Source organism: Parasphingorhabdus sp. DH2-15 (assembly GCF_051668705.1).
Taxonomy (GTDB): domain Bacteria; phylum Pseudomonadota; class Alphaproteobacteria; order Sphingomonadales; family Sphingomonadaceae; genus Alterisphingorhabdus.
The window spans coordinates 1,804,755-1,826,997 of the sequence record NZ_CP196351.1 but is presented as its reverse complement, the minus strand read 5'-3'; the positions used below and the strand labels follow the sequence as shown (position 1 = coordinate 1,826,997).

General features: G+C 49.8%; 26 protein-coding genes and 1 tRNA gene. 15 read left to right on the top strand and 12 right to left on the bottom strand.

Going from position 1 to position 22,243, the window contains the following annotated elements; all coding sequences use genetic code 11:
- The first annotated feature begins 65 nt into the window (after positions 1-65).
- From ACR9YC_RS08495 to ACR9YC_RS08485, 3 genes are all read left to right on the top strand, one after another.
- Positions 66-2,015 carry a potassium transporter Kup gene (locus ACR9YC_RS08495; RefSeq protein ID WP_438726313.1) on the top strand — a complete coding sequence of 650 codons (1,950 nt, stop codon included), beginning with the start codon at positions 66-68 and terminating at the stop codon, positions 2,013-2,015.
- 201 nt (positions 2,016-2,216) lie between these two features.
- Complete coding sequence (locus ACR9YC_RS08490) at positions 2,217-2,960, top strand: hypothetical protein (protein ID WP_438726311.1); 744 nt, start codon at positions 2,217-2,219, stop codon at positions 2,958-2,960.
- Between the two features lie 7 nt (positions 2,961-2,967).
- On the top strand, positions 2,968-3,480 hold the full coding sequence (locus ACR9YC_RS08485) for an AHH domain-containing protein (protein WP_438726308.1): 513 nt from the start codon (positions 2,968-2,970) through the stop codon (positions 3,478-3,480).
- Positions 3,481-3,505: 25 nt separating this feature from the next.
- Here the strand turns inward: ACR9YC_RS08485 and ACR9YC_RS08480 are convergent, their stop codons facing one another.
- Positions 3,506-4,474 carry an NAD(P)H-dependent flavin oxidoreductase gene (locus ACR9YC_RS08480; RefSeq protein ID WP_438726305.1) on the bottom strand — a complete coding sequence of 323 codons (969 nt, stop codon included), beginning with the start codon at positions 4,472-4,474 and terminating at the stop codon, positions 3,506-3,508.
- Positions 4,475-4,718: 244 nt separating this feature from the next.
- Here ACR9YC_RS08480 and ACR9YC_RS08475 point away from each other — a divergent pair, with 244 nt between their 5' ends.
- Complete coding sequence (locus ACR9YC_RS08475; protein WP_438726302.1) at positions 4,719-5,204, top strand: YHS domain-containing (seleno)protein; 486 nt, start codon at positions 4,719-4,721, stop codon at positions 5,202-5,204.
- Between the two features lie 155 nt (positions 5,205-5,359).
- Here ACR9YC_RS08475 and ACR9YC_RS08470 read toward each other — a convergent pair whose 3' ends face one another.
- Positions 5,360-5,659 carry a hypothetical protein gene (locus tag ACR9YC_RS08470; RefSeq protein WP_438726299.1) on the bottom strand — a complete coding sequence of 100 codons (300 nt, stop codon included), beginning with the start codon at positions 5,657-5,659 and terminating at the stop codon, positions 5,360-5,362.
- A 117-nt stretch (positions 5,660-5,776) separates the two neighbouring features.
- On the opposite strand from ACR9YC_RS08470, the gene ACR9YC_RS08465 reads away from it, so the two are divergent.
- Positions 5,777-6,316: a YHS domain-containing (seleno)protein gene (locus tag ACR9YC_RS08465; RefSeq protein ID WP_438726296.1), complete on the top strand. Its 540-nt coding sequence runs from the start codon at positions 5,777-5,779 to the stop codon at positions 6,314-6,316.
- 68 nt (positions 6,317-6,384) lie between these two features.
- Here ACR9YC_RS08465 and ACR9YC_RS08460 read toward each other — a convergent pair whose 3' ends face one another.
- On the bottom strand, positions 6,385-7,005 hold the full coding sequence (locus tag ACR9YC_RS08460) for a YceI family protein (protein WP_438726293.1): 621 nt from the start codon (positions 7,003-7,005) through the stop codon (positions 6,385-6,387).
- Between the two features lie 86 nt (positions 7,006-7,091).
- Positions 7,092-8,081 (bottom strand): tRNA (adenosine(37)-N6)-dimethylallyltransferase MiaA, encoded by a 990-nt coding sequence (gene miaA / locus ACR9YC_RS08455; protein ID WP_438726290.1) that lies wholly within the window; start codon positions 8,079-8,081, stop codon positions 7,092-7,094.
- Between miaA and serB the strand changes: the two genes are divergently transcribed.
- On the top strand, positions 8,080-9,018 hold the full coding sequence (serB, locus tag ACR9YC_RS08450; RefSeq protein ID WP_438726287.1) for a phosphoserine phosphatase SerB: 939 nt from the start codon (positions 8,080-8,082) through the stop codon (positions 9,016-9,018). The two genes, miaA and serB, sit on opposite strands and share 2 nt — an antisense overlap.
- On the opposite strand, the gene ACR9YC_RS08445 is transcribed toward serB, so the two are convergent.
- Positions 9,008-10,150, bottom strand: a complete 1,143-nt coding sequence (locus ACR9YC_RS08445) for an SPOR domain-containing protein (RefSeq protein ID WP_438726284.1) — start codon at positions 10,148-10,150, stop codon at positions 9,008-9,010. The genes serB and ACR9YC_RS08445 overlap by 11 nt on opposite strands.
- Before the next feature lie 280 nt (positions 10,151-10,430).
- On the opposite strand from ACR9YC_RS08445, the gene ACR9YC_RS08440 reads away from it, so the two are divergent.
- The 3 genes from ACR9YC_RS08440 to ACR9YC_RS08430 are packed head-to-tail and all read left to right on the top strand — an operon-like array spanning position 10,431 to position 13,530.
- Entirely contained in the window at positions 10,431-11,156 is a 726-nt protein-coding gene (locus tag ACR9YC_RS08440) for an AAA family ATPase (RefSeq protein ID WP_438726282.1), read from the top strand.
- Between the two features lie 17 nt (positions 11,157-11,173).
- Positions 11,174-12,202 carry a hypothetical protein gene (locus ACR9YC_RS08435; RefSeq protein ID WP_438726279.1) on the top strand — a complete coding sequence of 343 codons (1,029 nt, stop codon included), beginning with the start codon at positions 11,174-11,176 and terminating at the stop codon, positions 12,200-12,202.
- Between the two features lie 53 nt (positions 12,203-12,255).
- Positions 12,256-13,530 (top strand): SPOR domain-containing protein, encoded by a 1,275-nt coding sequence (locus ACR9YC_RS08430; RefSeq protein ID WP_438726277.1) that lies wholly within the window; start codon positions 12,256-12,258, stop codon positions 13,528-13,530.
- A gap of 17 nt (positions 13,531-13,547) precedes the next feature.
- Here the strand turns inward: ACR9YC_RS08430 and ACR9YC_RS08425 are convergent, their stop codons facing one another.
- Positions 13,548-14,327: a methyltransferase domain-containing protein gene (locus ACR9YC_RS08425; protein WP_438726275.1), complete on the bottom strand. Its 780-nt coding sequence runs from the start codon at positions 14,325-14,327 to the stop codon at positions 13,548-13,550.
- A gap of 187 nt (positions 14,328-14,514) precedes the next feature.
- On the opposite strand from ACR9YC_RS08425, the gene ACR9YC_RS08420 reads away from it, so the two are divergent.
- From ACR9YC_RS08420 to ACR9YC_RS08400, 5 genes are all read left to right on the top strand, one after another.
- Positions 14,515-15,294, top strand: a complete 780-nt coding sequence (locus tag ACR9YC_RS08420) for a double zinc ribbon domain-containing protein (protein WP_438726273.1) — start codon at positions 14,515-14,517, stop codon at positions 15,292-15,294.
- A gap of 73 nt (positions 15,295-15,367) precedes the next feature.
- Complete coding sequence (gene grxC, locus ACR9YC_RS08415) at positions 15,368-15,625, top strand: glutaredoxin 3 (RefSeq protein WP_438726271.1); 258 nt, start codon at positions 15,368-15,370, stop codon at positions 15,623-15,625.
- Between the two features lie 33 nt (positions 15,626-15,658).
- Complete coding sequence (locus ACR9YC_RS08410) at positions 15,659-16,495, top strand: carbon-nitrogen hydrolase family protein (RefSeq protein WP_438726269.1); 837 nt, start codon at positions 15,659-15,661, stop codon at positions 16,493-16,495.
- Positions 16,492-17,025, top strand: coding sequence for a DUF1178 family protein (locus ACR9YC_RS08405; protein WP_438726266.1), 534 nt, complete (start codon positions 16,492-16,494; stop codon positions 17,023-17,025). Before ACR9YC_RS08410 ends, ACR9YC_RS08405 begins: the two co-directional genes overlap by 4 nt.
- A gap of 72 nt (positions 17,026-17,097) precedes the next feature.
- Positions 17,098-17,174: transfer RNA gene (locus ACR9YC_RS08400), tRNA-Arg, on the top strand.
- 29 nt (positions 17,175-17,203) lie between these two features.
- On the opposite strand, the gene ACR9YC_RS08395 is transcribed toward ACR9YC_RS08400, so the two are convergent.
- The gene (locus tag ACR9YC_RS08395) at positions 17,204-17,833 is read right to left on the bottom strand and encodes a DUF6969 family protein (RefSeq protein ID WP_438726263.1); all 630 of its coding nucleotides are present in this window, start codon (positions 17,831-17,833) and stop codon (positions 17,204-17,206) included.
- A 130-nt stretch (positions 17,834-17,963) separates the two neighbouring features.
- Here ACR9YC_RS08395 and ACR9YC_RS08390 point away from each other — a divergent pair, with 130 nt between their 5' ends.
- On the top strand, positions 17,964-18,224 hold the full coding sequence (locus ACR9YC_RS08390) for a hypothetical protein (RefSeq protein ID WP_438726261.1): 261 nt from the start codon (positions 17,964-17,966) through the stop codon (positions 18,222-18,224).
- Positions 18,225-18,353: 129 nt separating this feature from the next.
- Here ACR9YC_RS08390 and ACR9YC_RS08385 read toward each other — a convergent pair whose 3' ends face one another.
- From ACR9YC_RS08385 to ACR9YC_RS08365, 5 genes are all read right to left on the bottom strand, one after another.
- Complete coding sequence (locus ACR9YC_RS08385; protein ID WP_438726259.1) at positions 18,354-18,764, bottom strand: holin family protein; 411 nt, start codon at positions 18,762-18,764, stop codon at positions 18,354-18,356.
- 73 nt (positions 18,765-18,837) lie between these two features.
- Positions 18,838-19,383 (bottom strand): glycoside hydrolase family 108 protein, encoded by a 546-nt coding sequence (locus ACR9YC_RS08380; protein ID WP_438726256.1) that lies wholly within the window; start codon positions 19,381-19,383, stop codon positions 18,838-18,840.
- 150 nt (positions 19,384-19,533) lie between these two features.
- Entirely contained in the window at positions 19,534-19,653 is a 120-nt protein-coding gene (locus ACR9YC_RS08375; protein ID WP_438726253.1) for a DUF2474 family protein, read from the bottom strand.
- Positions 19,654-19,655: 2 nt separating this feature from the next.
- Positions 19,656-20,660, bottom strand: a complete 1,005-nt coding sequence (cydB, locus tag ACR9YC_RS08370) for a cytochrome d ubiquinol oxidase subunit II (RefSeq protein WP_438726250.1) — start codon at positions 20,658-20,660, stop codon at positions 19,656-19,658.
- Positions 20,657-22,087: a cytochrome ubiquinol oxidase subunit I gene (locus ACR9YC_RS08365; RefSeq protein WP_438726247.1), complete on the bottom strand. Its 1,431-nt coding sequence runs from the start codon at positions 22,085-22,087 to the stop codon at positions 20,657-20,659. The genes cydB and ACR9YC_RS08365 overlap by 4 nt, the downstream gene beginning before the upstream one ends.
- Positions 22,088-22,243 lie beyond the last annotated feature (156 nt).

Genomic DNA, 22,243 nt, shown 5'->3' with positions numbered 1-22,243 from the left:
TTTGGAACGGCTATGCACCGCTATTTCTCTTTCTTGACCGGATGCAACGGCTAGGCCGATAATTCATGGCGGATGATAACACCAAATCCGGGCAAGAGCCTGAGGGTGATGGCGTCAGCCAAAATCCCGGCAAGATGAGTGATCACGACAAAGCAGTTGTGAAACTGGCTTTGGGCGCAGTTGGCATTGTTTTTGGCGATATCGGCACCAGCCCGCTTTACGCTTTTCGTGAGACATTTGTCGGTGCGCACCAATTGGCGCTGGATAAGCTGCATATATATGGCGTGGTGAGTTTGATCTTCTGGTCAATGACATTGGTTGTGGCCATTCAATATGTCACCATTTTGATGCGTGCTGATAATAAGGGAGAGGGGGGCAGCCTTGCTTTGGTCGCCCTTATTTCACGCAGTGTCAGCAGAAACCGCTATGGCGCACTGATTATATTGCTGGGCGTTTTTGCAACCTCTTTATTCTATGGCGACAGCATGATTACGCCGGCCATTTCGGTGCTGTCTGCTGTTGAGGGCTTAACAATCGTAAACGCTGGCTTTCAGCCACTGGTTTTGCCTATTGCTCTTGCGCTTCTGGTCTTTCTATTTGTCCTACAATCGCGTGGTACGAACAAGATCAGCATTTTGTTTGCGCCGATAATGATTGTCTATTTTGTCGTTATCGCAACACTGGGCACCATTCAAATTTTCGGCAATCCGCAAATATTGCTTGCGCTCAACCCTTGGTATGCTGTGCAATTCTTCCTTACCGATGGTTGGCAGGCCTTTTTGGCGCTAGGCTCTGTGGTGTTGGCTGTAACGGGTTCGGAAGCACTTTATGCTGATATCGGCCATTTTGGGCGCGGACCGATGCGCCTGTCTTGGTTTGGATTTGTGATGCCAGCGCTGCTTCTCAATTATTTTGGGCAAGCGGCCATGCTAGACAGCTTGAGCAATGCAGAGGCGAGCGAATTTATCAAAAGCCCGTTTTTCCTTTTGGCACCAGAGATGCTGCGTCTGCCTTTGGTGCTGTTGGCCACAGTCGCGACCTTTATCGCCAGTCAGGCGGTTATTACTGGCGCTTTCTCGATTACTCATCAGGCTATCCAACTGGGTTTCGTCCCGCGTCTTTCCATCAAGCATACCAGCGCTTCTGAGGCTGGACAGATTTATATTCCTGCCATCAACTGGACTTTGATGGTGGCTGTTTTGATACTGGTGCTGACTTTCCGTGATTCCAGTAATTTGGCCTCTGCTTATGGCATCGCAGTGACAGGCGCGATGACCATTGATACCTGTCTCCTCGCAGTCTTGCTGTTGACCGTGTGGAAATGGAAGCCATGGCAGGCAATCCCGCTGATCATTGTCTTCTTTGTTGTTGATGGTGCTTATTTCGCGGCCAATTTGACCAAGGTACCAGATGGCGGCTGGTTCCCGCTTCTGGTCGGTGCGATTGCCTTTACTTTGTTGACGACATGGGCGCGTGGCCGCAAGATCATGCGGCAGAGCATGGACAATGGCGTCTTGCCGCTAGAGGTGTTTGCCAAATCACCCAAAAACAGTCTCAAACGTGTACCGGGTACGGCGATCTTCATGGTGACTAACCCGCATGGGGTTCCGCCGGCACTGCTGCATAATATGAAGCATAATAAGGTGATTCATGAGCGCGTTGTCGTCTTGACAGCACAGATTGAAGAAGTGCCCTATATCGCCCCTGACACACGCTGTGAGTTGACAGATTTGGGTGACGGATTCTTCAGGCTGATATTGCATTTCGGGTTCATGCAGGAAACCGACATTCCAGAAGCTTTGAAGCATGTCGATAATTGCGGTTTGCCATTTGATATGATGGAGACGAGCTTCTTCCTCTCGCGGCAAACTTTGCTGATTTCGGATAAACCCAAAATGCCGGTTTGGCGTGAGAAGGTTTTTGCATGGATGTTGCGCAACGCCGCACGCCCGATGGAATTTTTCAGGCTGCCCAGCAACCGCGTGGTGGAGCTAGGTAGTCAGGTAGAAATATAGCCTGACTCTGTGGGAATGTGCTGAGGTCACAAGAATTTGATCCATTTTGCTACACATTACATCACTATGGCTGATAATTGCTGAAAAACTGATTATTATGCCCATGATATGGTCGTTACAGGAATGAGAGTCTGGTCACGCTTGTGGGGTTAAAACTGAAAATTGAGAGCAAACAAGGCCGTAAATTCAAGAGCTATGGATATGCGTGAATATGATTTGGTCATTTTCACAGATATTGCTGAAGCCGATGCTCTGTCTGTAATTGATCAATTTAACAATGAAACTGGGCTGTTTGTTGATGACTCTGGTCAGGATGAACAAGAACGCAGCATCTATTTCAATGCCATATCATTGGATGTTGGTTTTACAGCGCAAAGTTCGTCGGTGTTGCCCAAAGAGGCAATATATCGTCAAATTCTCGGCAATCACGATCTGTCAAAGTTAAATCGGCTGGGTATTTCATTGGGTAAGCATGTTGCACAACAACGCTTTAGCCTACCTGTTTTTGAAACCCTTGCAGAGGCAGGGCGCATATTAGGCAAAGCGTTGCAGGCAAAGGCCATAGGCTGGAGTGCTTCGCGAAATGCTATGGGCTTTGATTATTATAATGATGTTGTTCAGCGATTTGTAAATGGCGGCGTTTTTCCAGTGCTTGGCTTTGTCGGATTGATAGATCTTGCCAATAATATCTATGAAACAGAAGGTTTATCCCGTTTCTCTGGCTATGAATTGCGACTAACTGCTTTGCCCGATGTACCGGTTAACATCGCAATGCGTATATTGGTTCGCTTGGTGAACGATATTATTATGCAAGGTGACTTTGCGATGGGCGATGCGATACCGGGCTATGCCGATGATGTTATAATTTCCTTTTGTGAGCCATCTGTGCATTATGCAGAGACGGGCAAAGCACCTATGGTTGAGGCGGTAATGGCAAAAGGGTGAGCGTTTAATGGTTGGCAATCCGCAAAGACTGTGCTGCCAAAAACATTATATTGGCTTCTCTGCGATAAACAAACCATCCTCACCAATGTATCGGCCCGGCTTTCAAAAACATCATCTTATTCCGCTCAGCAGCAGACGGTATAATATATTTCGCGATATGTTTGATAAAGCGGATCTTTCGCTCAACAATTTTGCAGAAAATGGCCTGTTGCTCCCCGCAGAGGAACGTATTGCAGCTATGGCCAGATTGCCGCTGCATCGTGGGCCGCACCCGCTTTATTCTGAACTAGTACATCAAAGGTTGGCCAATATCGGCCGAACAGCGGCAGCCTTATCAGCGTCTGAAACGGCCATCCGGCTCAAAACCATGCAAAGCGCCTTGCGGAAAACATTGATCAATCACGCAAAAAGGCCAAGGCCATTGCTTTTGAACCGGCGAGACCCACTGCATAGCGATATGGACTTTGGCCATTTGGATGCGGCTATTGACAGGCTATGGCCGGCAACTGCTGAATGTTGAGGGAAGGTTTTTTGGCCGAGCAAACTCAGCCAGCGCGTTTGTTGAGTCTTTCCAATGCTGTCACAAATTCTTCTTCCAAGCGGTCGACCATCTGGGCAACAGTGACCACATCTTTAACCGCGCCAATACCCTGACCGCTGCCCCAAATATCTTTCCAGGCTTTTTTCTCTGTATTGCCGCCGGAACCGAAGTTCATGGTGCTATAATCACCTTCGGGCAGATTATCTGGATCAAGCCCGGCTTGCTCAATAGATTTGCGCAGATAATTGCCGCTGACACCGGTGAACAGATCCGAATAGACAATGTCTGAAGCCTTGCCGTCCACAATACCCTGCTTATAGCCCATATCGGCATTGGCCTCTTCAGTGGCGATAAACGCCGAACCGATATAGCCAAAATCTGCACCCATTGCGAGTGCGCCCAGTACCGATGCGCCGCTACCAATTGAACCGGACAGAGCAACAGGGCCATCGAACCATTCGCGAATTTCCTGTATCAGCGCAAAGGGTGAAGTAACCCCGGCATGGCCGCCAGCACCTGCTGCCACGGGGATCAGGCCATCAGCGCCTTTCTCAATGGCTTTATGGGCAAAGCGATCATTGATTACGTCGTGCATGACAATACCACCCCAGCTATGAGCGGCCTTGTTAAGGTCCTCAATGGCTCCCAATGAGGTGATCAACATAGGTACTTGCCATTTTGCACAAGTTGCCATGTCCTGATCCAACCGGTCATTTGACTTATGAACAATCTGATTCACTGCAAAAGGCGCGGCCGGACGATCAGGATTATCGCGATTATGAGCCGCCAATTCTTCGGTAATTTGATGCAACCACTCATCCAGAAGTGATTGTGGACGCGCGTTCAACGCAGGGAACGATCCAACAATCCCTGCCTTGCACTGCGCAATGACCAGCTCTGGACCGGATATGATGAAGAGAGGTGATCCGATGACTGGCAAGCGAAGATTGTCAAATAACGGGGGCAAAGACATGAACATACTCCAAATGCAATTTTGATTATGGTCTCTGCATTAGCGCAAATTCTGCTAGCATCAACACAATTTAACCGCATGATTAAAACGCTAACAGTCCATCACACAGTTGATGGTTATATAAATCTTTCCACTGGTGAAACCTTTTCGCTGTTTGGCGCGAACAAAGAGATATGGACGACCCTGTAAGGGCCTGCACCAAATAGTTGCAGCTTCTCAGAGTTATAATGAAAGGAAGTTTTTTATGAAAAAGATTATGACAACTTTAGCATTGGCATTGGCCGTGACATCGGTGGGCACAATTGCTGTTTCTGCTCCGGCATTGGCTGGCCCAACATATACCGGTCTCGAAGGCACGACGGCGCTTAAAGGTTATGATGCCGTATCTTATTTTGTTGGTGATGGTGTGCCGGTAAAAGGCAAGAAACAGTTTAAAGTGACCTATAAAGGTGCAGATTATTTCTTCGCTACAGCTGCAAATGCTGCGAAGTTTAAGAAGAGCCCCGCAAAATATGCTCCTCAATATGGCGGACATTGTGCATGGGCACTGGGCGCAAATGGTGCATTGGCACCGGGAGATCCAACAGTTTATAAAGTTGTCGATGGAAAATTGTATCTGAACTTCAACAAAGGCGTTCAAACGCGTTGGAATAAAGATATTCCAGGGTTCATCAAAAAAGGTGACGTAAAGTGGCCTTCATTCCCAGACACTGCAAAATTCGGTAGCTAATCCGATATCATTCGGTTGAAAGCCGGATCAACTTGTCAGGATATCAACCGAACCCTGACATCTTTTCATGGAGAAAAATATGACGATTGCTAAAAATCTTTCTGCGATGTTGGCTGTTGCTGGCGGAATGACAATGGCTGCTGCCCCTGCACAAGCTACAGAAGCGCCAACCCACCACCCACAATGTGCTGCTCAATGCGCAGCTTGTGCAGCAGCCTGTGCCGCTTGTGCAGCTGCTTGCGCAGCTTGTGCAGCAGCATGCGGTGCATGTGCAGCAGCATGCGGTGCATGTGCAGCAGCATGCGGTGCATGTGCAGCGGCTTGTGGTGCATGTGCGGCTGATTGCGGAGCATGTGCAGCTTGTGGTGCGTGCGCGCCTTCAGCTTAATCACATAACTGATTAGAGGAGGCCCTTCTGTGCTTTTGCACGGGAGGGCTTTTTCTTTGCGCAACACAATTTACACAGCTGGATAAAAGATTCTGCGTCACAAAATAAAACATTATGATAGTGTAACGCATTCCGATATGCCTACGAACAATGGGTAACATCGCAATTAAACGGAGTATTTAAGATGAAGAAATCCCTATTTTTCGCTGCTGCTGCAAGCCTAGCACTCGTTGCTTGTGGCGGTGCAGGCAACACAACCGCGGAAGACACAGAAGTCGCAGCTGAAACTGCGGGACTGAATGCCGGCGGGGAAGCTACCGGCCCAATCTACACCGAAAATGCTGGTGAGACTTTGGCTCTTTCCGGTTATGATGCCGTAAGCTATTTTGTTGGTGATGGCGTTCCGGTAGAAGGCGCTGCCGAAAATACTGTTCTGTATCAAGGCTATGAATATCGCTTTGCAAGCGCCGAAAATGCCGAAAAATTTTCTGCTGACCCTGCAAAATATGCCCCACAATATGGCGGATATTGTGCATGGGCGATCGGTGCCAATGATGCGCTGGCACCTGGCAATCCAAATGTTTATGAAATCGTAAACGGTAAATTGTACCTGAACTTCAACGAGCAGGTTCAAGGCAATTGGCAGAAGGATAAAGAGAACTTTATCACTTCAGCTGACGAGAATTATCCTAAGCATGACCCCAGCGAGCATTATGCATCATAATCTGCTGGTGACATAACAAAGAAGGGGCGTCCAATCGGGCGCCCCTTTTTGTTTCTATGGAGAAGAACCTATTTTTCAAATGCGACACTGATGTCCAGCTCAACCTCATCGCCAATAAGGCCAAGGCCATAGCCGATGCCAAATTCGCTGCGCTTGATGCTTGTCGTTGCTTCAAAACCAACAGTTAGCTTCTTGTTGAACGGGTTATTGCCAACGCCAGTAAGTTCAGCTGCGAGGGTGACAGGCTTGGTGACGCCGTTCAGGGTAAGATTGCCGGAAATATCAGCGGTAAGACCATCAGCCACTACCGATGTTGAAACAAAGCGCGCATCTGCTGGTTCTGCACCAAAAAAGTCTGCGGCTTTGCCGTCTTTGCCCGGACGCAACAAATGATTGGTCAGGCCCGCGCTTGCCGTTGTTACTTTTCCAACCGGAATAGTGATATCAACCTTTGCTGTGCTGAGATTGGCAGGATCAATGGTCAGCGTGCCGGTTGAGTCACCAAAAATGCCGAAATAATCATTGAAACCGAAATGGTTTACGCGCCAGCCGACCAAAGTATGGCTTGCATCAACGCTGTAGGTACCTGCTTCAACACGGGTGGTATCGACTGCGCCAGGTGTGGTCGATGATTGTGCGGCAAGAGGCGTTGCTACGGCCAATGCCAATATTGTAAGTGTCTTGTTCATGTGATGGTCCTTCGGGGTGAGTGACAAGAAAAGTGAAACTGCATCATCTCCGCGCATACAGCAATAGGAAAGCATGTTGCGCGAAATTAGCTATCTAACCAATTCGCGAACAGCCCTTTGGGTTCCATTTGTTGTGAATCAGGTGAAAGACGGGGCCAATCTTGGGGAGGCTGATTGCGTAGCCAGGTATATTGCCGCTTGGCATAGCGCCGTGTTGCCATCTGACCGGCCTCTATCATCTCATCATAGGAGGATTGCCCGCGCAAATAGCTGCTAATCTCTGCCACACCTATGGCCCGCATAACGGGTAGGTCCATGGGCAGATCACGTGATAATAAGGTTTCCACTTCGCGTATCGCGCCTTGGTCTAGCATTTCCACAAAACGCTGATTGCAGCGTGCATAAAGCCATTCGCGCTCGGGCAGCAATATATGAGGATGCAAATTGATATGCTCGGCAATGCCGCCTTCACGCTTGTTGCGCCAAATCGCAATGCTTTGTCCTGTTTGCAAGACAACTTCTAGCGCTCGTTGAATGCGGCTTTTGTCATTTGGGTTGAGCTTGGCAGCGATTAACGGGTCGTTTTCCTGCAATTGGGCATAGGCCTGTGCCTGCTCCATCTGGCGTATTCTTGCACGTAAATCGGGATCAATATCCGGGATGGGCGCGATGCCATCCAGCAATGTGCTGATATACAGACCAGTACCCCCTACTAATATGGGGTATGATCCAGCTGCAATAGCTGTTTTTATCTCCTGCTTTGCATCTTCGGCCCAATCAGCGGCTGAGCAAGCCGTATCACCATCGCGATATCCAAATAATCTGTGGGGAATGTCTTCCATTTCGGCTGTGCTGGGCCGGGCTGACACAATATCCAGATCGGCATAAACCTGACTGGCATCAGAATTGATGATGATGGGCTGCTTGCCACACTCTTTGATAGTTTTTGCAGCAGAAATGGCCAATCCGCTCTTGCCGCTTGCAGTGGGACCGGCAATAAGCAAAAGCGAAGCAGGCCGGTATTCATGGCCGTCTTGTGCCTCAAATGTCTGATTTTCCGGAGTATCGTTCATCATGCTGGTTGCTACACTGATTGCTGCCAATGCGACAAGCCTTAGTGGCGACAATATGGCTGCACTGACCGAAGATGATTATATTCATGCGGCCCACGCGCTTGCAGCTAAAGGCCTGATGGTCAAGAACCATGAATGGATTGATAAAGGCAAAGCTCTGGATATCTGCATAGATGGCGAAAGTGATAGCGGGCAGGGGGCAATGCAGTCGCGTATAGCTGGGGCCTTGTCATCATTCACAGATCGCTGCGACATTGCAGTTCAATACGTTGCTCATCGAGAGAAATCTCTTTTTCTGTCCGATATGGATAGCACGATGATAGGGCAGGAATGTATTGACGAACTGGCCGATTATGCCGGTGTGCGAGATGAGATTACGGCGATAACTAAACGCGCAATGCGCGGCGAGCTGGACTTTGCGGCATCTCTGCGTGAGCGGGTCGCAAAATTGGCCAATCTCGATGAAGCGCTGGTGGCCGAATGTTTGCACCAACGGGTAACGCCGAATGCGGGTGCAAAAACATTATTGGCGACGCTGCGAGCCAATAATGTGCATTGTTTATTGGTGTCTGGTGGCTTTCATCATTTTGCCGATCATATTGGCGCAGACCTCGGCTTTCATGGCGTGCATGCCAACCGGCTGGACGTTAAGGGCGGTAAATTAACCGGCGGCCTAATACCCCCGCTATTTGGTGCCCAAAGTAAGGCCGATATATTGATGCAGATTGCCGCTGCGAAAAATATTGATTACTCTAACAGCTTAGCGGTTGGCGATGGTGCCAATGATTTACCTATGCTTGATCTTGCCGGACTGAGCATTGGTTATCACGCAAAACCGGTTGTGAACGAAGCGGTGGATTTCCCGCTTCGCCATAATGATTTAAGCGCGATACTCTATGCTCTGGGCATTCCCAGCAGCGAGTGGCAGGTTATTTCTTGATGGAGAAACAGGCCTGACCAGAGGCTTTGAGCTGGCCGCACAGCCTGTCGGCTTCGTTGCGGCTGGCAAAATTGCCAACCTGAAGCCGCGTTACCTTGCCTGCTTTCACCAGATAGGGTTGTAAGCCTTGCAAGTTACTGTTGCGGCTTTCAAGTGATGACCAGAGCGATTCAGCTTTGCTCTGAGAGCCAAAGGCCCCCAATTGCAGCCGCCATGAACCTGTTGCCGCCACGGGACGGGGAGCAGGAGTCGTGGCTACTGGCGCAGGGCGTGCAGCAACTGGTGCTGGTATAGGTGTCCCTGGCAGAGCGAAATCTGCGCCTGCATTGGATGAGGCTGAAAAAGTACCACTGCTTGCCGGAGGCGTGACAGATGGATTTGTAACTGGGCGCGGTGTCGGGCGTGATGGCGGCAGGGCGGCCGTTTGTAATGGGCCTGTTGAGGCAGAGGGGCGCGCTGGCAAATTGCCATTTGCTACTGGCGGCAACGTTGCCGCAGCCAATTGTTGTTGGCGTTCACGATCAGCCTGTTGCTGTAATCTGCCAGCAAGGGCGATACCTTCTTGGCGCTGATTTGGGGTTAGATAGCGATCCATAGCGGCAAGGTTTTGTGATGCTTGCGGCAGGCCGGATGAAGATGCGCGTGTCATTAAAGCATAGGCCCTTACCCAGTCTTTCGCTACCAACTCACCGTTAAAATAAGCCGTGCCCATGATATATTGCGCACGTGGCTCGCCTCTGGCTGCCGATGATTCCAGCCATGGCAGAGCGTCTTTGCGTTGGCCATTTTGGAAGAGGATAAGACCATAATTATCAGCGGCCTGTAAATGGCCTTTTTCTGCTGCTTGGCGGAACCAGTCTGCGGCAATGTTCAAATCCATGGGCACACCGCGACCAAATTTGTGCGCCTGGCCCATATTAAATTGCGCATCCGCATCGCCGTCTAGAGCCGGTTTGCGCCATTCTTTGATCGCAGTCTCATAATCACCGCGCCCCCAGGCATCGACACCAGCTTTCACATCAGCAAATGCACTTTGTGGGAAAGCCGCCATAATAAGTGCGGCCAAAGCAACAGATGTCGTACGGGCAGATGTCGCACGGGTACGCGCAGGCGAGATAAATGGAAAAGGCATATCAAACTCCACTTTTTATACATGCCATATCATTGGCCTATATATTAATCCTGATGCGCAGCTTCATATGTTTGACACTGCACATAAATTTCTAATTTCCTAACATTAGCAAAACATAACTAACGAATTGTTAGCGTAACATGGACAGGCAATAGGAACCCTAGCATTTGGCCATTTCGAACAGTTTTTTGAGGTTTTTTACAATTTCTTTTCCCCGTTAACTCAAAATTAGGGCTGTTCTGCGAAACCCATTTTGAGTTTTCTAACCAAGGGGATCATTGTGCGCGTTCTCGCATTAGCATCACAAAAAGGCGGGTCCGGAAAGACCACATTGTCCGGACACCTCGCTGTTCAGGCACAATTGGCGGGCGCTGGGCCTGTAGTATTGATTGACATCGATCCTCAGGGTTCGCTTGCCGATTGGTGGAATGAACGTGAAGACGAATATCCCGCCTTTGCGCAAACCACTGTCGCTCGTCTGGCCGCAGATTTGGCTGTATTACGTCAACAAGGCTTCAAACTTGCCGTTATTGATACACCGCCAGCCATCACTATGGCTATACAAAGCGTTATATCTGTCGCTGAATTGATTGTTGTTCCAACCAGACCAAGCCCGCATGATTTGCGTGCAGTTGGCGCAACGGTTGACCTGTGCGAACGCGCAGGCAAGCCGTTGGTATTCGTTGTTAACGCAGCGACGCCAAAAGCAAAAATTACATCTGAAGCAGCGGTTGCGCTGTCACAGCATGGCACGGTGGCGCCAACAACATTGCATCACCGTACAGATTTTGCCGCATCAATGATTGATGGTCGTACGGTTATGGAGATTGATCCGGGCGGCAAGTCCGCTGGTGAGGTCGTCGAGCTCTGGGGTTATATCGCTGATCGTTTAGAAAAGAATTTCCGTCGGACAGTGTTTAGCGCACCAGCTTCTAAAAGTGCGATACCTGCACAGCCAGGTACTCCGCGTCCCATGGGTGGCTTTGGCCGCCGGGTTATCGGATAATCGGGGGCGATACAGAAATGAGTGACACCAAACCACTCGCATCTCTTTCTTCGGGCCTTCTTGCCCGTAAGGGGGCCGCAAGGCCAGCTATGCGCAGACAAAATATCATGTCCGCTCCAGCAGCAAGCTCATCAACACAAGATGATCTGGGTTGGAACGATATGGGCTATGATGTTGATCCCCCGCAAAGCACTGGGCCTCAAGCGATCAAGCCTGAAAGTGAAGGCGAAGACGAGCGCAAAGCTGGTATATTGTCAGCGGCTATTCCGGAAGTTGTGAAGCAGCAGGATGCGTTGCAGCGCAATTTTGCCAATGGCAATGCAAATGCTGAAGCAGTACCAAGCGAGACGGCAGAAAGTCCGCTTCTGGGTGTGGAACCTGACACTGTAAAATCACAAGGTGCGGATGAAGGCAAACAGCCTGAAGCAAAGCCGTCAATCACAGCCAAAACGGCTGATGAAGAGGCTATCGGCAAAGCTGCACCTGCTGAAGCGAAGGCTGAAACGGTCGAACCAGCAGATAAGTCTGATGCGATTGCGCCGGTTAACACATCACCTCTGTGGAGCAAACCCGGCGCTGATAAAGCGGGAGCGATATTGCCACTGGTGGATGATGCGCCTTCTGTTGCTGAACCAAGTCCGAAAGCCGAAGCACACAATATTGCTGAGGCGCGTTCGGTATTGTCCAAAAAACCGGCAAAGATACAGGTAAAGGTTGATGAAAAAGCAAAGGAATTGGAGCGGTCCGAAGCTGCTTTGAAGGCTACTTCTGCCAAACCTGCTGCTGCCAAATCTACTGCTGTCAAAGCTAAAAGCGTCAAAAAACGCGCTGCTAGCACTTCAAAAGTTGCTTCTGGCAAACGGGCGGCATTCACATTGCGGCTTGATGCGCAGCGACATCTGCGTCTGCGCCTAGCATGTGCGATCCGCAACCAGTCTGCACAAAATATGGTGACTCATGCATTGGATGAGTTTCTTGCAGGCTTTCCAGAGCTGGATGCGATGACCGGCAGCATATCTGATCAAGACGGTCAGGCAATTACGTAAACAGAATTGAAGAACACAAACTTATTTAAGTGACCAGAACAAGGATGGACACAATGACGAACAAGGCAATGCTGAAAATGGCTGTATCAACGCTGATATTTGGCGTAACATTGGCTAGTTGTAGTACTCCCGGCCAAAGCGGCGGGCCTGCAAATCTGACACAAAAAGCTGAGAAGTCATTGTCCAATGGCAAGACAGCCAAAGCCATTGCGAGTGCGGAAGACGCTGTGCTGATTGCACCCCGTGACGCAGAAGCACGCCGCGTATTAGCGCAGGCATATCTTAAGGATGGACGTTTCAGATCTGCTGAAAAGACATTTGAAGATGCCGTTGCATTGGGTGATAACAGTGCGCGCACCATTATCAGCATGTCGCTAACGCAAATTGCGCAAGGCAAGCAGCAAGACGCGCTTGAACTGCTCAATTCCAAACAATCGGTTCTGCCGCCTAGCGATTATGGTCTCGCCCTGGCGCTTGCTGGTGAAACGCGCCGCGGTGTTGATGTGCTATCCGGCCTTATCCGTACAGGTGTCAATTCACCAAAGGTTCGCCAAAATCTTGCTTTTGCTTATGCCTTGGATGGCCGCTGGCGCGAAGCCAAGCTAATGGCAGGGCAAGATGTGAAGCCTGATGATGTTAATGCGCGTATCCTGCAATGGGCACAGCTTGCACGGCCTAATGCTTATCAGGCACGTGTTGCTTCTCTGCTGGGTGTAAGCCCTGCAACGGTTGATAATGGCCAGCCAATACAGTTGGCGCTACGTCCGCAAAGTGAAAATGCGCAGGCCGTCGCTATTGCTGCCAAAGCACCCACCAAAGCTGCTCCGGTGCCTGCTCCTAAAGCTGCGCCGAAGCCTATAACTTTGGCATCTGCTGCACCGATAGCCATTCCTGCACCAAAACCGGCTGCAAAACCCATTGTCAAACCTGCTATAGCCAAAAAGGCGCCGATTGTTGAGACTGCAGGTGTTGCACCATCACGCATCGCGAAACCCGCGCCTGCAGCTAAGCCAGCTCCGGCAGCGCGGCAACGCGTCGTTGAGGGCCAATATATATTGCAGCTTGGCGCATTCTCTTCGCAGCAAGGTGCGCAAAAAGCATGGTCGCAACTGACCACACAATATCGCGAGCTTGCACCCTTTGGGAATGCCAGTTCTACGGTGAAATCAAATGGCCGGACACTATATCGCCTTGCAGCGACGGGTTTTGGTAATGAGCAATCTGCAAAAGCTCTTTGTGATGGTATTAAAGCACGCGGCGGCAGCTGCATTGTGCGCAAATCCGGCAATGGTAGCGCAGGCTCAGCCCGCTTGGCCGCGCGTCGCTAAGGCAATCTGTTAAATCGTCAGCCAGGCTTTTTACCAAGCTGGCTGGCGAGTGACATTGTTGCGCTTCCACGTTTGGCCGGCTTTGGTTGGTCTGGCGAGGGTGCCCATCCGCTAAGCGATACAAGCGCAAAATTCTCGGTAGCCCTGTCATCACTATCCGCTTGCGATGCGATATAATCATTAAGCAGCGCCCATTGGCCTTTGCTATAACGCACAACTTTGTTGGTGAGGGCATAACCGCCGCCAAAGCTGCGAATGTCGTGCAGTAATTGCCGGACTGACTTGTAGCGCACGTTCAACATATCAATATCTGCCACGGGCATAGCAAAGCCGGCACGGCTTAAAAGATCACCCCCTGAACGCACATCGATTTGCGGGTGTATATGTGGCCGCGGCATATCGCCATCCGCGACCAACATTGCACGTTTTAACAATGGCAAACTGCCAACACCAAAAAACTCAGCAAGCAGCAATCCATCAGGGCGTAAAGCTCTGCGCAACTGCGCCAACAGGCCAGGCACATCATTGGCAGCATCCAGCACGCCAATCATAATGATTAAATCCGGCTGGAATGGCAGGCTAGGAATTTCATCCCATTCCTTGCAGATGAGATGCGGCGGCATATTGGGCCTATGAGCAGGAGCAGGAGCAGGAGCAGGAACCATATCAATAATTGCAGTTTCAATGCTCCGCTCTTTGAGCCAATCCAAGAGAGTTTCTGAGCAATTGCCGATAATGAGAGCTTTGGAAAATGATCTGGTAACGACATCCAGCCTAGCAATTATATCATCGGCCATAAGGTCGCTTAAAAAATCACTATCCGCTTGCCGTTGCAGCATCGTCATGCGACGTTGGCGGTTCTGGCGTTGACGTTGTGGGTCAAAAATTTTGTTCGGTTCTGACGGGTCTTGCATATTTGCGATGTGGCGATTTGTCATCATTCGGGCAAGTGGCAAATTGCTGCTAGCGTAAAAGGAGCGCGATATGGGCAAGGTGAGCGATCATTATCGTCACGCTTTGGGTGGCTTTGTCGATCTGATCCTGCCTCCGCGATGCCCTTTATGCGGTGAAATGGTGCTGGAACAGGGCGGCTTTTGCGGCGATTGCTGGCCAAGGCTGCGCCTCATATCTGCGCCGCAATGTGGCAGTTGCGGTCGTCCGTTGGGCACCGATCGCACGCATTTAGAGCAGGATAAGCTGATATGCGCCCCATGTTTAGCTGAGCCACCACCGCATGATGGCATTCGAGCGGTCGCTATATATGATGATCTGTCACGGCGTATTGCATTATGCTTGAAACATGCAGGGCGCATCGGCCTTGCCAAGCTTATTGCAGGGCAGCTACTGCGCCAAATGCCCGACTTGGAGGAAGATTGGCTGTTGGTGCCAGTGCCTTTGCACCGATGGCGGTTATGGCGACGGGGGTTTAATCAGTCGCAACTTATTGCATCGCAATTGGCGTATATGCACGGCACAGCAATCAGCGCCGATGCATTGCTGAGGACCAAGGCCACGCCGCCGCTCAAAAATATGACATTAAGGCAGCGAAAAGAGGCCGTGAAAAATGTATTTGCTGTTAATCCTAAAAAAGCTGGTCAGCTAAGTGGGCGCAAGATAATGCTTGTCGATGATGTTTATACCAGCGGGGCGACCAGCCATGCTTGCGTTAAAGTGCTTAAAAAAGCCGGAGCAAGCAGAGTTGAAATCATGTGTTGGGCAAGGGTGTTGCGAGATGGAGAAGCTGGATTAGAAGCGATGCATTAACGCTTTTACGGTTGCGTATAGTCTTGTTGAACAGGGCAGCATGTATGACCATATGCCTATGGAAAGAGGAATTATGACCAAAATTGAAATCTATACCAAATTTACTTGCCCCTTTTGTTATCGGGCGAAAGACCTTTTGAAACAAAAAGGGGTATCATTTGAAGAATATGAGATTAGCATGGGCGGCGCAAAGCGTGCCGAAATGATTGAGCGTGCCAATGGCCGCACCACTGTGCCGCAAATTTTTATCAATGATAAACATATTGGCGGCTCTGATGATCTTGCCGCTCTGGAAGCTGCGGGTAAGTTGGACGCTTTACTTGCTGGTTAAGCTGCGAGCTTTAAGACGTTTGATGGTTAGTTGATGGCGCACAAAATTGCCTTGTTGCAGATGACAAGCGGCACAGAGCCGTCAGAAAATGCATGCATAATCGAGACCGCTATTGAGCAGGCTGCCGACCAAGGGGCAGAAATTTTGTTCACCCCTGAAATGGCAGGTATGCTTGACCGAGACCGTAAACGTGCGGCGCAGCATATCGTTAGTGAGAGCGAGAGTGGTTTTTTGCAGCACATGGCCAAGGCTTGCAGCAAAGCGCAAATAGCATTGCATATCGGCTCACATGCTGTGGCACATGATGATGGAAAATGGCGAAACCGGTCGATACTGTTCGATAGGCAAGGCCGTATTTCAGCGCGCTATGATAAGATTCATCTGTTCGATGTGACATTGGGCAATGGCGATGATTGGCGCGAATCATCAGCTTATGGGGCAGGGCAGGAAGCCGTTTTAACACAAAGCCCTATTGGCCCATTGGGCATGACAGTCTGTTATGACATGCGCTTTCCCACTCTCTACGCTGCGTTGGTGGCCAATGGCGCTCATGTGATAACGGTTCCAGCTGCGTTTACTGTGCCAACCGGCAAAGCCCATTGGCACAGCCTGTTGCGTGCCCGTGCCATTGAAGGGCAATGCTTTATTATAGCGGCTGCGCAAAATGGTGAGCATGAAGATGGCCGCAAAACCTATGGGCATTCTTTGGTTATTGACCCTTGGGGAGATGTTTTGCTGGATATGAATAATCAGAGCGGACTTGGTTTTGCGTCAATTGATCTTGAAAAGGTGAGTGAAACACGCAAGAAACTGCCCTCGCTCGCCAATCAACGCGATTTTGCTAAGACACCCAGGATATTCACCCAGTGATTGTTTTTGATCTGCAGTGCCCAAATCACCATATTTTTGAAGGATGGTTTGGATCGAGCGATGACTTTACAGATCAATCAGCGCGCGGCCTGATAAGCTGTCCGATATGCGGTGCAGATGATATTTCCAAAGCAGTTATGGCGCCGTCTATTGGCGCGAAATCTAATCAGAAATCGGCTATAGATATACCGCAAACGCCTGCCAAAAATGAAGCTATCGAGCCAGTAGAAAACGCACAGCCTAATGATGCAGTCCAGCTCTCGGCTCCAACCGGCACATCAACGCCATCGCTGATTGAAATGAAGGCCATGTTGTCAAAGCTAGCTGAGGCACAAGAAAAAGCGCTTGAGTCATCGCGCTGGGTGGGAGAAGACTTTACAGATACCGCGCGTGCTATGCATTATGGCGAGGCGGAGGTCGCACCTGTGCATGGTGAGGCCAGTCTGGACGATGCGAAGGCATTGCTGGAGGAGGGGATCAATATCGCGCCTCTGCCACTGCCGGTTAGGCGACCCGATAAAGAAAACTGATCTGACACAGGGATGGGGTATAGCTAAGCTAGACCTTGAAGCATGTTCATAGCATGGCTAGACCATAGATAAGGCCCCGTAGCTCAGCAGGATAGAGCAATTGATTCCTAATCAATAGGCCGCGTGTTCGAATCACGCCGGGGTCACCAAATATTTTGGCGCGAGTTGCTGCTACAGATTATAAATCAAAAGCCGCTTTTGAAGGGATTTCTATCTTCTTGTTGAGATAGGCTTTGTCGCCTTCTTCTTCCACAGCTGCACCAATGATCTTATCGCGCTCTTCCAGCAAGCTAATGATCGGATCGCGGAAGACTTCGACTGCTGCTGTCAACCAATCATTGACCAACGGGTCACCAGGCGCACCCTTCATGTTGAATAGCTTCAGGCGCTGCGCAATGGCGTCAGCTGGCATCATATATTCCGCCGTGACCCAATAATTTGTTGTGAACCAATAGAGCGGCATACCCGCAGTATCAAAGCCAAGAGCGGCAAAATGCACGACTTTGGCTGGGAAATTGCCCTTTTTGTTTTTCTTGTGAGGAGGAGCGTTAAGCGGCTCTACGCCTTTAAAAACATCGCCCGGCAAAAACATGTGAAAATGACCATGCTCGCCTTCTTCACGTTCTTCGGGTTTGTGCGCATGGTAAAACCAGCGTGACTTATTCCCCGGAGCGATGCAATCGCCTTTGGGGTAGTGTTGATATTGAACAAAAGGCGCATCCATAGGTACAACGCGCGGTACTAGTGATATACCTTCCTCAACAATCTGTTCGGTTAAACGAAAAAGGCGGTCTACTGATTCGGTCATATTATCTTACTTAACCATTCTAAACTGAGTTAGAATGTAATGTAAGCCAATATAGCCGTCAGTAAACCGCCAAATTCAATTTTTCAGCAAAATTACTCGCTTACAGCGTCTACTGCTGCGCAAGCTGCACATGCTGCTGCACAAGCCGCGCCACATGCTGCACAAGCCGCGCCACATGCTGCACAAGCTGCTGCACATGCTGCGCCACAAGCTGCTGCACATGCTGCACAACCAGCTGCGCATGCTGCACAACCAGCGGCACATGCTGCGCCACAAGCAGCACATTCAGCGGTACAAGCTGCACATGCAGCGGCGTCGCCAGCTTCTTCAGGAGTACAAGCAGTTGCAAGTGCAAGACCGCCAGCGATGGCGAGCATTTTGCCCAGGTTAGAGTTTTTCATATTCATTCCCCTTCGTAGGATTCTTAAAAACAGAGTGTCCTGTTTACTGGCATGAATATGCTTCTGGCAAGATTTTTTCGCATGGAGGATAGTTTTTTTTGCGTAAACAGAGATAAAGTTTATTCGATTCCACGATTTTTACCCCATTGTCGCGCAACAGTATAACCCAAATATCCCGTACCAAATAGGGCGTATAATGGCTCTGGAAGGCCGGAAAGATAGGCATTCATGCCATTGGCGATAGCAAAAGCGGTTTCTGGACGGATCGATGCTATCACGCCCATTGGGATGGCCCATAAAATCATAGCGTACATTACGTAAAGAAAGCTTGGTCGTGCTCGACTGGTCCATGGATCGGCAGACTTTGCTTCAGCCAATATGGTAGCGATTCGCGTTTCAACTGCTTGCAATTCTTGGCTGCCTTGCAATTTAATTAGCTCCAATTTTGCTTTGGCTCTTGCATCAGGGTCAGGAATAATTTTGTCTATTATAGATGTGATCGGGCTGATCAGGCTTTCCAATATCGCCATGAAGATTGTCCTTTGGTAAATTGCGGGGAAGGGTGTTTCTCTGGAAGAGATATATTGACCAGAGGGGATGGGTTTATTCCACACCTATGCGGTGCGCGAGCCAACCAAATAAGAAAGATCGATTGGCTGGTCTGCTCTCTGCAAGACTGATATATTTGGCGCCTTGTAAGGAATCGACGGCGCGAGTGAGCACGCGCTCTCCCTGACGACCGCGCTTTCTCAGAAAACCATCCAATATGCGCAAAGTTTGCGGACCGATAACGCCATCAAGTGTTAGCAAATGGTCATTGTCACTGCGTTGTAGTGCGTTGAGTGACCTTTGTAGAAAGCGGATCGCTCTGGCTGTGCCCATATTCACTGCGGTATCGAACAACTCTGCGGCTAATAGAGGTGCGCGCTCTGCAACTTGATCCAGCTTGGGGTCGAGCCAGTAAAGCTGACGATATATGTCCATAGCGCTTTCGCGCGGCAGATGTTTCATATCACCTGAATATCCCTGCTTACGGGCTACGCTTTGGGTAATGCCCCATCGTGTTGGGCCGCCGCGATCATCGGGGTGGTTGCTATATCCCCCTTCACGCGCAATAACATCGTTGATGAGCTGAGTAACTTTCTCCATTTGCCAGCACTCCTTATTGGAATATAAAAAGGAGTATATAACCTAATTGGTTATTTGTAGGACAGATGCTTTCCTACGATATGGCGTATCGCGATGCAGTTTTGCCTAGCTTTGACTATATAGCTTCGCCAAATGGCGCTTTGCCCTAAATTATGGTGACAAAACAGACTTTATAACCAAGCCGATAATGCCGAGTGTCAGGACGCTGATGGCCCATAGACCGACAAACCAGAGCAATTGCTTGATTAAAGGCTGGGGAGGTTGGTCCATAATCAGTGATAGCCTTCACTTTCAACCTTGCCGCGAAAAACCCAATAGGCATATGCGGTATAAGCCAAAATAACAGGTACCAAGATAGCCGCCCCGACCAGCATGAAAAGTTGGCTGCTCGGCGGGGATGCCGCTTCCCATATTGTTATACGCCCGGGGATGATATCTGGCCAGATTGATATGCCCAAACCGATAATGCAAAGACCGAACAGCCCAAGCGCATACAGAAAAGGCGCTATTTCCAGTCGTTTTATCAGGCTGCGGAAAAGCAAGAAAGCTATGATCAACGTTGCTACAGGCACTGGCGCAGTCGCAATGATATTTGGATATTCGAGCCAGCGTTCATGATATTTTTCTTCAAGAAACGGCGTGGCGGCACTTACAACGGCAATGGCCAATAACAGGCTGATCGTTGCTGACCGCGCATAACCATATGCTTTGTCTTGCAAGGGCCCTTCTGTTTTCATAATAAGCCAACAGCTGCCGAGCAGCACATAACCGGTGCATAAACCGATACCTGTCAACATAGAAAAGGGTGAGAGCCATTCCCACCAACCGCCGGAATAAGAGCGGCCACTTATGCTTATGCCTTGCAGCAAAGCACCCAATGTAACGCCTTGCGCAAATGTAGCGACAAAGGAACCAGCGAAAAAGGCGCGATCCCATGTTTCACGATGCCGTTCGTCACGCCATCGATATTCAAATGCTACGCCGCGCAGGATGAGGCCCAGCAACATAGCGGTTAGAGGGGCGTATAAAGCCGGCAGTATAACGGCATAGGCCAATGGGAATGCGGCCATTAAACCCCCGCCGCCAAGCACCAACCATGTTTCGTTCCCGTCCCATATAGGAGCGATGCTGTTCATAGCCGTATCACGCTGTTTCCCGACCGGGATGCGGGGGAAGAGCATACCAATACCTAGGTCGAAGCCGTCCATGACGACATAGGCTATAATAGCAAAGGCAATGATTGTGGCCCAAATTACGGTGAGGTCAAAGCCTATCATGTGTCTTGCTCCGCGTGCTTGCTATCAGTCCTTTGTTTTCCAACAGCCGGTGCGGGGGTAATGCCGGCGGACCGGATGGGTGTGCCGTCAAGCATTGCCTCGCGCGCCTGAGGAGGTTTCTTCATAAGCTGCAACAAATACCAGACGCCTGCGCCGAAAACGAAAAAATACACGATGACAAAGGCTATAAGCGAAGCAGCGACCGCTGGCGCATCTAATGGTGAGGCACTGTCCGCAGTGCGCAGCAGTCCATAGATGGTATAAGGTTGACGCCCCACTTCAGTTGTCACCCAGCCGGCGAGTACGGCGATAAACCCTGATGGACCCATTATAATGGCGATCCGGTGCAGCCATGGCCAATCATATAGGCTTTTGCGCCACCGTGCAAAAAGGCTCCATATACCGATAGCCATCATGGCAAAGCCCAAACCCACCATGATCCGGAAGGACCAGAAGACAATGGCGACAGGGGGTTCATTCTCATCCGGGATTGTGTCGAGCCCATCCAGCGGCGCATCCAAGTCATGTTTTAATATGAGAGAACTCGCCTTGGGAATTTCAACGGCATAATCGACTCGCTTCTCTTTGCTGTTAGGTATGCCAAACAAAATCAGCGGCGCACCTTCAGGATGGCTCTGATAATGCCCTTCCATCGCCATAACCTTTGCTGGTTGATGCTCCAGTGTATTCAACCCGTGCATATCTCCAGCAAAAATCTGCAAGGGCGCGACAATTGCCGCCATCCACATGGCCATTGAAAACATTTTGCGTGCGCCTGGATTCGCTTTGTCCTTAAGCAAATGCCAAGCGCCAACTGCGCCAACGGCAAAGGCTGTGGTAAGATAGGCCGCCATTAAGGTATGGATCAAGCGATAAGGGAAACTTGGGTTGAAAATGATTGTAAGCCAACTCTCCCCCGGTACAAATTGACCATTGGCCGCTATCTCATAGCCAACAGGTGTTTGCATCCAACTGTTCACAGACAAAATCCAGAAAGCCGATATAAAAGTTCCAATCGCAACGGCCAGCGTTGCCGCAAAATGCAATTTTTTGCCGACTTTGTTGATACCAAAAAGCATCACTCCCAAAAAACCTGCCTCTAGAAAAAAGGCTGTAAGCACCTCATAGGCCATTAAAGGCCCTATAACTGGTCCTGCCTTGTCTGAAAAAACAGACCAATTTGTGCCAAATTGGTATGACATAACGATGCCCGACACGACGCCCATCGCGAAAACGATGGCAAAAATCTTCAACCAATAACGATAAAGATTGGCATAAACACCTTTGCCGGTTTTAAGCCATAGCCCTTCCAATACGGCCAAATAGCTAGCCAAGCCTATGGAAAAGGCCGGGAAAAGAAAGTGAAAACTTACAGTAAAAGCGAACTGTATGCGGGCCAGTAGAATAGCAAATTCATTCTCGATCATAGTCTCAAACCTTGCTCTGCTTCCTTACTTATGTTGGCTCTGATTGCGGGGAATGCAATTGCATATATCGGCATCTGCACGGTGTTATACGCAAATTTCTTCTCTTGAAAGTTCCGGATAGCCGTCGGTAAATAGAATTATCATACCAATTGACAG